General features: G+C 65.2%; 13 protein-coding genes and 1 pseudogene. 7 read left to right on the forward strand and 7 right to left on the reverse strand.

The window, feature by feature from the left end; all coding sequences use genetic code 11:
• Positions 1-543 precede the first annotated feature (543 nt).
• Positions 544-1,539, forward strand: coding sequence for an SDR family oxidoreductase (locus tag ACSQ14_RS24180; RefSeq protein ID WP_436017337.1), 996 nt, complete (start codon positions 544-546; stop codon positions 1,537-1,539).
• Between the two features lie 823 nt (positions 1,540-2,362).
• Positions 2,363-2,908 carry a CinA family protein gene (locus ACSQ14_RS24185; RefSeq protein WP_436017339.1) on the forward strand — a complete coding sequence of 182 codons (546 nt, stop codon included), beginning with the start codon at positions 2,363-2,365 and terminating at the stop codon, positions 2,906-2,908.
• 277 nt (positions 2,909-3,185) lie between these two features.
• Here ACSQ14_RS24185 and ACSQ14_RS24190 read toward each other — a convergent pair whose 3' ends face one another.
• Entirely contained in the window at positions 3,186-3,308 is a 123-nt protein-coding gene (locus ACSQ14_RS24190; protein WP_436017341.1) for a hypothetical protein, read from the reverse strand.
• Positions 3,309-3,482: 174 nt separating this feature from the next.
• Positions 3,483-3,746 carry a hypothetical protein gene (locus ACSQ14_RS24195; RefSeq protein WP_436017343.1) on the reverse strand — a complete coding sequence of 88 codons (264 nt, stop codon included), beginning with the start codon at positions 3,744-3,746 and terminating at the stop codon, positions 3,483-3,485.
• 1,137 nt (positions 3,747-4,883) lie between these two features.
• Between ACSQ14_RS24195 and ACSQ14_RS24200 the strand changes: the two genes are divergently transcribed.
• The gene (locus tag ACSQ14_RS24200; RefSeq protein WP_436017345.1) at positions 4,884-5,075 is read left to right on the forward strand and encodes a hypothetical protein; all 192 of its coding nucleotides are present in this window, start codon (positions 4,884-4,886) and stop codon (positions 5,073-5,075) included.
• Between the two features lie 359 nt (positions 5,076-5,434).
• Here ACSQ14_RS24200 and ACSQ14_RS24205 read toward each other — a convergent pair whose 3' ends face one another.
• Positions 5,435-6,373 (reverse strand): complex I NDUFA9 subunit family protein, encoded by a 939-nt coding sequence (locus ACSQ14_RS24205; RefSeq protein ID WP_436017347.1) that lies wholly within the window; start codon positions 6,371-6,373, stop codon positions 5,435-5,437.
• Between the two features lie 141 nt (positions 6,374-6,514).
• On the opposite strand from ACSQ14_RS24205, the gene ACSQ14_RS24210 reads away from it, so the two are divergent.
• The gene (locus ACSQ14_RS24210) at positions 6,515-6,976 is read left to right on the forward strand and encodes a YbhB/YbcL family Raf kinase inhibitor-like protein (protein WP_436017349.1); all 462 of its coding nucleotides are present in this window, start codon (positions 6,515-6,517) and stop codon (positions 6,974-6,976) included.
• A 122-nt stretch (positions 6,977-7,098) separates the two neighbouring features.
• Here ACSQ14_RS24210 and ACSQ14_RS24215 read toward each other — a convergent pair whose 3' ends face one another.
• Positions 7,099-7,356, reverse strand: a complete 258-nt coding sequence (locus ACSQ14_RS24215) for a hypothetical protein (protein WP_436017351.1) — start codon at positions 7,354-7,356, stop codon at positions 7,099-7,101.
• Between the two features lie 875 nt (positions 7,357-8,231).
• Complete coding sequence (vapB, locus tag ACSQ14_RS24220; protein WP_436017353.1) at positions 8,232-8,558, reverse strand: type II toxin-antitoxin system VapB family antitoxin; 327 nt, start codon at positions 8,556-8,558, stop codon at positions 8,232-8,234.
• 103 nt (positions 8,559-8,661) lie between these two features.
• On the opposite strand from vapB, the gene ACSQ14_RS24225 reads away from it, so the two are divergent.
• From ACSQ14_RS24225 to ACSQ14_RS24235, 3 genes are all read left to right on the forward strand, one after another.
• Positions 8,662-8,907 (forward strand): type II toxin-antitoxin system Phd/YefM family antitoxin, encoded by a 246-nt coding sequence (locus ACSQ14_RS24225; protein WP_436017355.1) that lies wholly within the window; start codon positions 8,662-8,664, stop codon positions 8,905-8,907.
• Positions 8,904-9,299 (forward strand): type II toxin-antitoxin system VapC family toxin, encoded by a 396-nt coding sequence (locus ACSQ14_RS24230; protein WP_436017357.1) that lies wholly within the window; start codon positions 8,904-8,906, stop codon positions 9,297-9,299. Before ACSQ14_RS24225 ends, ACSQ14_RS24230 begins: the two co-directional genes overlap by 4 nt.
• Before the next feature lie 386 nt (positions 9,300-9,685).
• Positions 9,686-9,964: a hypothetical protein gene (locus ACSQ14_RS24235; protein ID WP_436017359.1), complete on the forward strand. Its 279-nt coding sequence runs from the start codon at positions 9,686-9,688 to the stop codon at positions 9,962-9,964.
• Between the two features lie 241 nt (positions 9,965-10,205).
• Here the strand turns inward: ACSQ14_RS24235 and ACSQ14_RS24240 are convergent, their stop codons facing one another.
• On the reverse strand, positions 10,206-10,886 hold the full coding sequence (locus ACSQ14_RS24240) for an NADP-dependent phosphogluconate dehydrogenase (RefSeq protein WP_436017614.1): 681 nt from the start codon (positions 10,884-10,886) through the stop codon (positions 10,206-10,208).
• A 103-nt stretch (positions 10,887-10,989) separates the two neighbouring features.
• Positions 10,990-11,166, reverse strand: a pseudogene (locus ACSQ14_RS24245) (NAD(P)-binding domain-containing protein); the annotation flags it as partial.
• Positions 11,167-11,168: the final 2 nt, after the last annotated feature.

Below are 11,168 nucleotides of genomic sequence, written 5' to 3' on the forward strand. Positions count from 1 at the left end.
CCGAAGGCGATGCTTTGCATCTGCGTGTGTCGACCAGCCGACAGAGCGAGCATTGAGCCTGATTGCCAAGTCTCGAAGAATATCAAGAGCCAAGTTCGCGCCGCGAGGGCGCAACCCAGACCCAGAAACCGTGTCCGAACGGCTGCGCAGGTGCATAAATGGCCGCCAAAATAGATTGATAACGCCTTGAATTTACAGGTCGGCTCGCCGGTTTATGATGGAGGCGGCTCACCTGACCCCTCCGAGCCGCCGCTTCAGGGCGCAACACCTTGCCTGGTGAACAAACGCCCGGGCCCCCGGACACGCCCCGGGGGCTTTGGCGTTTCTGGTGGTCGCGCTCATCCGCGCCTCGGAGTCTAACGAGAGCCGAGCAGTCGCGAAGAACCTTGCTCAATCCATCTCTCGCGTCCCCAAGGAATTCGCGACAGGCAACGCGCCAGCGCGTCCCGGATCGCTTCACAATTGACCGCGCGCAGGGAGGAGATCGACCGGGAACCCTCAGACCCACGCGGCGCTTCGCAAGCCTGGCGAGGAGAATTACCGATGCCCTCGGAAGAACGCGGTTTCGCGCACGACGCAAAGCAAGTGGCTCGGGACGAGCGAGAAATCCAAGCCCACGCCGAAGCCAAGGGGCAGGGGTCCTTTGCGTCAAGGGATGGGGAGAGTGAAAAGCCGCCGCAAACAGGCGCCCGGGAATATCCCTTCCCGCCGCTGCCAGATCAGCATCTCACGAAGCCGGGTGTCGAAGCCGAGCTCGAGTTGCAGCCGATGTGGGACGCGCCCTACTACCAGGGCTCAGGCAAGCTGGACGGAAAGGCCGCGCTGATCACCGGCGCGGATTCGGGGATCGGCCGGGCCGTGGCGGTGCTGTTCGCGCGCGAGGGCGCTGACGTCGCGATCGGCTATCTAGAAGAGGAAGAGGATGCGCTCGCCACGCTGCGCGCGGTGGAGGCGGAAGGGCGCCGGGCAATCCTGCTGCCCGGCGACACGGCGGATCCTGCCTACGCCAGAGCCGCTGTCGAGAAGACCCTCGAGGAGCTCGGCCGCCTGGATATCCTCGTCAACAACGCCGCCTTCCAGCAGCATGTCGAAGCGATCGAAGACCTTAGCGAGGACCATTTCGACAGAACGTTGAAGACAAACCTCTATGGCCTTTTCAATATGTCAAAGGCAGCGGTCCCGCACATGCGACCCGGCTCGGCGATCATCAACACCGGCTCGGTGACGGGCATCGATGGTCAGAAGTCGCTGCTCGATTATTCGATGACCAAAGGGGGCATCCACGCCTTCACCCGGTCGCTGGCGGGGTCGGTGTTGAAGAGGGGCATCCGAGTGAACGCCGTCGCGCCGGGGCCCGTTTGGACGCCGTTGAATCCCGCGGACAAGAAGGGCGAGAAGCTTCGGCAGTTCGGCGGCCACACGCCGATGGGACGTCCCGCCCAGCCGGAGGAAATCGCGCCCGCCTTCGTGTTTCTCGCCTCGCCCCAGACCTCCAGCTACATCACCGGCGAGATCCTGCCGATCGTTGGCGGCTACTAAGCGCGATCACAATCTAGCGCGTCCAGGTCGGCTCGACTGTCTCTCTGGGCGTCACCGCCTCGGTCTGCGCTGTGACCGGCGGACTTCGACGGGGACGAAATGCACAGCGCGACGCGTGTCCGCAGATCGCGCGACCCGTTTGTGGCGGATCATTCAGGCGGATGGATCCGGGCAGGGGTCTGACACCCGCCAGAAGCTGAAGCTCCGAACCCGTGGTTCGCCACGGCCCGGCAAGGTCACCTCAATCTCTCGCTCGTTACCTGTCCTGTGGCAAGCGCGCGCACCTTAAGTACAAACACTTTCACGCGATTAGCGGTGCCAGGCGTGACCCAGCTCATGCCGTCTTAGAGATCGCTTTCATCGGCCACCTATCCACGCTCTCTCAAGTTGTCGATTTCCGCCATTGACAGGAAGGGACTGGATACAACCAGAACGAAGGTTAGGAGTACTTTTCGGCCATATACCTCTCCGTGCATTATCGCACATGCACACGAGTGGAGCATTATGGCAAAGCTACGCCGAAGGTCGCCACAGGAACCCATGCCGGATGACAACATAACGCCAAGTTTATATGCTCTTATCACTGCTCCTCAGTGCTACGGATACTGGGTGATTTCGCAACCGTATCCTGGTCGCGACGTTACTTTTGACAGCCTCGCAACGATGACCGCGACGCGGTCATTTCGCTGCACAGCGTGCAAGGAGGTCCACACCTGGACCGCAGAGGAGGCGACGATCGAAATCCTGAAGTTGCGGGCCTTCCCCCATTGCCGCTTGACTGCGCCGCGGGATGAGCTGCTGCGCCGAGTAGCGAGCTGAGGCGATGTACATTGGCAAAGCGCCAGAGCGGGGCGAAGCGCCAGAATGGCCGCCCCCCATCGCGTCCACGCGAATTGCGGTGTTGGCCGGCCGGGTGCTGACGCTTGCGGGCCGGTCGAGCCTGCGGATCGCAACCGCGGAGAGTTGCACCGGCGGTTTGTTGGCGTCGCTGCTCTCGGATGCAGGCGACCAAAGCGAAGTTTTCGAACGTGGATTTATCGTGGACACCGATGCGGCCAAGCACGACCTGTTGGGCCTGCCGCTGGAGTCGCTGCGCGCCGACGGCCCGGTTTCCGAGACCGCCGCGCTATTAATGGCGGAAGCCGCGCTCGCACGATCCGGCGCGGACATCGCGTTATCGACCACGGGTTGGCTTGAGCAGGGCCCAGAACTGCGGGACGCGGCTGGCATGGTGTGGTTTGGTTGCGTGCGACGCGGCGAGCCGACCTGGACGCGGTTAGCCCAATTTGGCGACATTGGCCGCGCCCCAATCTGCCGAGGTTGCCTAGGCGCCGCGCTCGAGTTGGCGCTTAGCGTGCTTCGCGACTAGTTGCGCCCATGCCGCTTAGATTCGGGGTCGTCTCGCGGCCGCCCAGCGGAACGTTAGGTTTCTGGAGCGGCCCCAATGAGCACTCCCGATCCTTAGCCGAAGTTCGAATGGCGGACGCGCGGGCCGCTTGTTCTGCGAACGCCGGAGCGTTCGGGAACCTGTGCATTCGCGTGCTCAGGAATCGGCCACAAGCCGTGCGCGAGCGGTTCAACGCCGAAGCGGACGGTTTATGCATCACCACCATCGTGCTCACCAACTTCTGCACGGCGCGGCGAAGTCAGCGCGGCCAGCGCACAACCGCAGAGAGGTGGAGCGGTTCGCCGCGCGGCTGGAGGTTTTGGCCTTCGACCAGGCCGCCGCCGATCATGCGGCGGACCTCCGCGCGCAGCTCGAGCGCCAAGGTCAACCGATCGGCGGTTACGACCTGCAACCGCTGCCGAGGTGTTGGGAGTGGAGACTCGGCTGCTGCAGATGGCAGGGTGATAGCCTGGGCCCGGACGACTCCTACCATCTGAGATCAGCGAGGCTGATCAGACGTTGCTGGCGGCAACGGCTCCTTCGAACGGCCGTGAAGCTAGTGGTCCTTGTCCACTTGCCTATGCATGGCGTCGGACTGGCCGTCGGCGGCGTTCTCTACCGCATCAGCCTTGCGATTGAGCGCTGTCTCCTCGGCCTCGTTGCTGGTGGCGGCGGCTTGCCGTTCGAGTGCGACAGCCTGGCGTTCGCCTGCCGCATCGACCGCGTCCGCTTGCCGGTGAGCGGCGTCCTCAGCTGGCCCACTGCAGGCGGCGAGCGAAACGGCGGCGATGAGGACAAGGGCAAGGGTGAATGCGCGCATTTGATCTCCAGGGCTCAGTTCCGGAGGAACGCGTCCCTCTCCGGAAAGCTCCGATCGAATTCAGTAATGAAGTCACGGCGCCGTCGACCTTGCCCTGCGGCTGGGGCGACGGGCGCCAGCTCGCGGCGGAACCGCGTCTGCTCGGAAGGACTTGGCAAGATCCCGGCCATGCGCGTGCTGCTCCAGCAGCAGAGCGACCGAGAGCGAGAGCGGCCCCTGGTCCGCCCTGAACTTGGGCGGCAACCGCCGAGGCGCACTCGCGTTCGCCTGCCGGCAAGAAGGAGAAGCCATATGAGGCGATGCATGCTGTTCGCCGCCGGCGTTGTCCTGGCGGCTACGCTCATGGGCTGTGGCGAAAGGACGAGAGAAGCAGAATCCAGGACACCAGTCGCCGAGGCCGAAGTCCAGACCCAGCTGCCGGAGGCTGCGGTCAGCGACCAGACGCTGCAACAGAGCGCAGACCAGGCTGCGGCCCAGGCCAGCGCGCCGGCCCCTGGCACCACCTCGGCGCCGACAAGCGCGCCGTCCACCACGGCCCCGCCGACTGATAGCCGATGACGAACCAGTCCCCCGGTCAGGCTGGCGGCATGAAAGCGAAGAATGAGTCCGCACAACTTGGCCAGCCGCGTTGCGAGTGCGACGCTGTGGAGCGCGTTCTGGCTATGCCGCGCTGAGCTCGCGAGGAGTGGCAGAGGCGGCCGGCGGGGCCAGGCCGCTCGGAACTTCCGCCTTCGGGCGGGGAGGGATGTGTCACTTCTGCCGGGCTTCGTCCCAGCCTCTTCGCGTAGCAGCTTTGCACTAGGTCAGGTTCGGTTCATCGCTGCGGTGCTGAATCTCCAATTGCCGCGGAGGGACTGCCGCGGCCGATAAAGAACAACGGCCAGGCTTGTTCGTTGCCAACGTCGTGCTTGCTGAGGCCGCACCTGGTCTCCCCCGGCCTTTCCTCCCGCTCCCCTGGACAGGTCGGGGGCGCCCTTTCCGACCAACAAGCCTCTCATCTGCTGGCTTCGCCGGTCGTACTCGGCCACCTCCTACAACTGGAACTCGTCTTAGGGAGGCGGCTGCGGCCCGTCCGTCGCTCGCCTCGCCCAGGCCACAATTCCGATCAAGCTTCGGCTGAAGCAAAAGGAGGCCGTGATGTCTCAGGTCCTCAAGATCATGCTTGACCCGGCGCGAGCTGAACAGCTGAAGCAAATGAGTGAGATGCTCCGAGTAACGCCCGAAGTGGCCCTCGAACTCGCGCTAGACCTCGTCCTGGGCGAGTGGCGAGAGATTTTTCCGGAGCTGCAGGCCTACAATCCGAGCCTTTCGGTTCTCATGATTCACTGAGGCGAGCCTCAATGCGACAGGCGTCCGTTTCGTAGGCCGCTGGTCTCAGGCGCTTCGGCGCCGCGCACACTGTTCGATCGGCCTCTGGCGTCCGGGTCCGATTTCCGCGAGGGGCGGATGGAAATGCCGTCAGGCTCTGAAGGGCCTCTATCTGTTGATGCAGGGGCAACCAGTCTTCACCCGCGGGCAGAATAGACCGAGCGAGCTTGGCGCCGGGGATCGGGCGCGCTGTCGGCGACGACGCTGCCGTTAGCTGTTGAGGCCCGGCATGGAGCACTCGGCGCGGCTCCTCATGTCGGCGGGAGGTGAGCCGCAGGATGAGCGCGTCGACAGGGCCTCACCCGCGCTGAACCCGCTCACTAGATGGCTCCGGCTGGATGCTCCATCGCCCGCCGGGCGATCATCCCCGGCAACACGCCTTCCAGAGGATGCGGCGTGATCCCGAGTTCCGCAAATCCCGGAGCATGCCCGGATGCGACATTGTCGAACCGCATCAAGTCCACCTGGTTCGTCGTGATCGGCGGGTTCGGGAGTCGCTCGCAGAGCCAGGCCAAAGTGCGCCAGGCCGCGAACGGAAGCGGGACGAGCAAGGTCCTGCGACCTGCCTCGGCGGCGATTGTTGTGAGCAGCTCCTTATAGGAATAGACGCTGGGGCCGCCGCAATCGAACGTCACGGCTCGCAATTCCTCGCGCTGCAACGCTCTGACGATCGCCTCGGCGACATCTTCCACATCGGCCGGCTGAAGGCGCGTCTCGCCGAGGCCGAACATCGGATAGATGGGAAGAACCTTCAGCGTCCTGAGGATGATCGAGAGAAACGCGTCATCCGGGCCGAACATCACCGCCGGGCGAATGATCAGCGCAGCGGGAAACGCATTCCGAACCGCCAACTCGCCTTCGCCGCGCCTACGAACATAGAGCGAAGGGGACGCCGGGTTGGAGCCGATGCCTGAGACATGCGCAAGGCGCCGAACCTGGGCGAGCCGTGCCTGGACCGCCACGCGCCTTGCGCCAGCCACATGGATCCCCTGGAAGCTCGTCCCGCCGCGCTCGACGTAAAGGCTAACGGCGTTCACCGCGGCATAGGCGCCGGCCACCGCCGCGGCGACGGATTGATCGTCTTGGACGTCGGCGGCCACGGATTCGATGTGCGGATCGTCAAGGCCGAACAGCTCCCGCCCGCGCGCCGGCCGCCGCGTCGCCACCCGGACAACGAATGCATGCTCGCTCAGGCGACGCACGACGCGGCGGCCCAGGAACCCCGTGCCGCCGAACACCGTGACGATCGGAAGGTCCATGACGCCTCCTGTGAGATGGCCGCCCGCGGCCGGCGCATCCGTGGGATCAACCCCGCTGAGCCGAGCGCGTTGCTTGGGCCGCAGGGGCGGGAACCCGGCGCCGCGGGACAGGTTGGTGCGCGATGGTCTTAGGAGACGGTCATGACCTTCGCCCTACACAGTCCGGCGTTCGAGGACGGCAGCGCGATACCTGAGAAGTACGCGCGCGATGACCAGAACGTCTCGCCGCCGCTGCACTGGACCGATGCGCCCGCCGAGGCGAAGAGCTTCGTGCTGGTGATCGAAGATCCCGACGCGCCCGGGGGCGTCTTCCACCACTGGGCCGTTCATGGGATCGACGCCAGCCAGACGGAGATCCGCGAGGGCTTCGGCGCCCAGGGCCCGGGCGTGCATCAGGCAGTGAACGACTTCGGCAAGCCGCGCTATGACGGACCGCAGCCGCCGCGCGGCCATGGCGTGCATCATTATCACTTCCGGCTGGCGGCTCTCGGCGTCGAGAACCTTGAGGTGGCTAATGACGCCACCGCCGCGGAGGTCTGGCGAGCGGCGCGTCTACACATGATCGACGAGACGGAGATGGTGGGGCTCTTCGAACGAAGCTGAGCCGGTCCCTCCGTGCGCGCGCTTGCGCATGATGGCCGTCCGTTTCGTACGCCAACGCGCTTTATCGGCGAGGACATCCAGGCGCTGTGCGGCCGCGCCGCCAGGAGATCGGCGATTGACTGCTAACGTTCGTCCGAGCCCGCGCGATCGTCGTAGCCCCGGCGCTCGGAGAAGAATGCCAACCACACGAAAGCGCCGATGACCACCTCGACGGTTAGGGCGCCCGCGAGCAGGTAGGGCCAAGCAGACCGCAGGCCGGCCCAACCGAGACCCACCTTCGCGGCGGCGTGAACGGCCCAGGTGACGTAGGCCCCGACGGCTGCCAGACCGACAAAGGACAGGATGAGAATGAGTGATTGACGCCTGCGCATGCCGGTCAATCGCCCTCTCCGCCGACGGGTTCCCCTCCACCACCGTCTGACGGACGGCGTGATCCGGCCGCAATGTGCGGCGCGCCGACCCGAGGAGAACGGGCCTGTTCCCAAGAAGTGGGCTATCTCCGCCATCGCGGTGATCGCTCGGCGCATTGGCGGGCGACTAGACCTCACTGTTCAGATCTGTCCGGTTGGTCGTCTGACGCCGGTATGGCAGGAGGCTTGCTCACACTGTCGTCGACGCGTCGGATTGGACTATTCATTGGATAACGGCGTTATCTAGGGGCGACGGCGAAACGAGCCCCCACGCCGCTGGCCCCACGCCAGAGCCCCCGGCTCTCTCCAGTCCGCTTCGCAGCGATGCCCATACCAACCAATCGCCGAGCGCCGGCGATGGCGGCTGCCGGAGCTATGCGAAGAGCCACGTGGCCGAGCCAAACGAGCGCAAAGAGGGCCAGCAACGCGGAAGGGCAGTCACGGCTCGCCGAGGGCTGCCGCAACACGGCTTCAGGCTTGCCATCAAAGCGCGCTGACGGCCCGACGGTCCCGCGAACTTGTTCAGCTACTTAGCGGAAATTTCTCATGTGGCCGCGCCGCCGATCCGAGAGCGACGCCGATCAGCGAGATTACCGGTCACCCACGAACAGGCCGCGGCTACGAGCGTGTCCGGCGATCAGCACGTCATAGCCGGCCCGAACCTCAAGCCGCGCTGCGAACCGCGCTCCACCTCGGTGCGGTTGTGCGCTGGCCGCGCGGACTTCGCCCCGCCATGTAGGAGTTCGTGGTGGAGGTGCAGAGGTCGTCCGCTTCGACGTTAAATCGCTCGCGCACGGCGTGTGGGCGGTCCTGAGCAGGCGAATGCACAGGTTGATAGCGCAGCATCAAAACTCATCGCGGTTCTGAGCTCGCGGCTGCTCCCGATCCGGGAGCTCGATCCCCGGTGCGTCGAAGAAGTCGTCCCACACCGCATCAGCTGGAACGATCACCCGACGCTTGCCCTCGCGGATGATCTCGACCGCTCGCACCCCTTCCGGAAACGCGACCTCCTTCGGAAGGCGCACCGCTTGTGAGCGGGTGGATTGAAAGACGCTTGGGTCATTTGGAGGCTCGCGAATATCCCGCCTGTGTATACGCGATCCAGCCGTACCCGAAAAATCCCGGCCTCGCTGATGGCGCAGGCGTGCGCGACCGCCTCGGATCTCTGGCATTGGAGATTAGGAGGCAACCAGCTGGCGCCTCGGGGTACGCACTAGCCCGTCCTTGAACCACATCAGGGGGTGGACTAAGTTGGTTGGCTAAGGAGCCGGGCAAATGGAAACCGTCAACATCCACGAGGCGAAAACCAACCTCTCGAAGCTGGTCAACAAGACCGTCGCCAGCGGGGAGTCTTTCGTCATCGCCAAAGACGGCAAGCCTATGGTGAAGGTCGTTCCGCTCGACCAGGCCGAGAAGCCCAAGCGCAGGATCGGCTTCATGAAGGGCCAGTTCGAGCTTCCCGACGACTTCAACGAGCTCGATCAGGATGAGATCGTGAAGCTGTTCGAAGGGGACGAATGAAGCTCCTGCTCGACACTCAGCTTGTGCTCTGGGCCGCGAGAGGCGACCCACTGCCGGCTGAAGCGGAGAAGCTGATTGAGAACGCCGACAACGAGCTGATGTTCAGCGCGGCGGTGATCTGGGAGGTTGCGATCAAGAGCGGTCGCGGCAGGCCAAACTTCACCGCCGATCCTCGCACCCTACGGCGGAGCCTGATCGACAACGACTACGTCGAGTTGGCGATCACGGCTCTGCATGGCGCAGCCGTGCTCCAACTGCCGGTCTTTGAGGACCACAAGGACCCGTTCGATCGGATCATGATCGCCCAGGCCGCGAGCGAGGGCGTGACCCTGGTCTCGACCGACCACAAGTTCCGGCTCTACGAAGGCGCCGCCCCGCTGAAGATCGTATAGGGAACTGACGCGCCTTCATCGGCGCGCGGTCCGGCGACCTGTCGCCCAGCGGCGAGGCCAGAAGGTTGCGCGATGAGTCGGGGTGTTCGGCCCTTGCATACCGCCCTCGCCATCTTCAGGCGCGTGGGTCGCATTTGAGAAGCGCACATTCCCCTCCAAGCGGGGCCGAAATGACGACGACGCCAAAGGTGACCTGAACCAGAGGCCGGGCCAGTTCCGTGTCAGGAAGGTCTCGAAACAGTGATCGCGCTGACGGCGTCGTACAGCGACCATACGGACCGTGTCCGGGAGTAGGCAGGGAAGCGGGTGACGGTGACGTCGTCGACGAACCAGCTCTCCGGCGAATTGAAAGCAAGCCCGCTGTTTTCATCGTCGTAGATCCGCCGGTGATCCTCGAGCCGAAGGAGTGGTCGCGCTGGCTGGATCCCGCACAGGATGCCGGTGAGCTGCTGGCGGCAGTGCGGCCGGAGCGGTTTCGCCTGATGCCGGTCTACACCCGGGCGGACAGCAGCGAGGCCACGACGCTGAGCGACGTCCCCGACGACCGGACCGCGATCGCTGACACCGGCGCCTTCGTCTCGCTGATCATCCCACGGCGGCGTTGGCGCGCGGCGCCGGCGAAGAAGTCGAATTCCTGGGTGTCTGGGACTGGAGCGACGGCGTGATCCGCTGGATCCCAGAGGACTAGCCCTTTGAATTTGCGGGAGGAACCCGGGCGGTGTTTCGCTGGTTGATGAGCCGGCGGCACTTTGACCCCTCCGCCGCCTCGTCAGGGCGCAACACCTTGCCTGGTGAACAAACGCCCGAGCCCCCGGTCAACACAGCCGGGGGCTTTGCGTTGCCCACCGACCTGCTGACCTACGAGGCGCTGCACACCTCCAAGGCGGAGCCGGCGGCTTAAGGTTCTCAAGCCTTGGCCATGCCCTCGACGTGGCCGCCGAAGCCGTGGCGCATCGCCGACAGCAGCTTTTCGGCGAAGGTGTGGTCCTGACGGCTGCGGAAGCGGGCGAACAGGGCCGACGCCAGCACGTCGACCGGCACGGCTTCCTCGATCGCCGCCTCGATCGTCCAGCGGCCTTCGCCGCTGTCGGCCACCGAGCCGGTGAACTGCTCCAGGAGCGGGTCGCCGGCCAACGCCTGGGCGGTCAGGTCGAGCAGCCAGGAGGAGATCACGCTGCCGCGCCGCCAGACCTCGGCGATGTCCGGCAGGTTGAAGTCGTAACGCTCCGCCTCCGGCAGGGTGTCCTTGTTCTTGTTGCGCAGGATGTCGAAGCCTTCGGCGTAAGCCTGCATCATTCCGTACTCGATTCCGTTGTGGACCATCTTTACGAAGTGGCCGGCGCCCACCGGGCCTGCGTGGATGTAGCCGAGCTCGGCGGTGGGGTCACAGCCTTCCGGTCGCCTGATCCCGGGGACCGTGCCTGCGCCCGGGGCCAGGCTCTTCAGGATCGGCTCGACGCGCTCGAAGGCCCCGCGCTGGCCGCCCACCATGAGGCAGTAGCCGCGGCTCAAGCCCCAGATGCCGCCTGACGTCCCGACGTCCACGAAATCGACGCCCTTGGCAGCGAGCTGCTTCGCGCGGCGGATGTCGTGGCGATAGTAGCTGTTGTGCCGCCGTCGGCTCGCCCAGCGCCTGTACGGTCTCTTCCGTCGGGGCCCCGGCCGGCAGCATCACCCAGCAGACGCGCGGCGGCTGAAGCGCCTCGACCGCCGCTTCGAGGCTGGTCGCAGGCGTCGCGCCCACCGTGGCGACCTCGGCGACTGCTTCTGGGGCGCGGTCGTAGACGACGCACTCGTGGCCGTCCTCCATGAGCCGGCGGGCGATGTTGCCGCCCATTCGGCCCAGCCCGATGACGCAGATTTGCATGG

The organism is Phenylobacterium sp. LjRoot219 (assembly GCF_964252995.1).
Classification (GTDB): Bacteria; Pseudomonadota; Alphaproteobacteria; order Caulobacterales; family Caulobacteraceae; genus Phenylobacterium.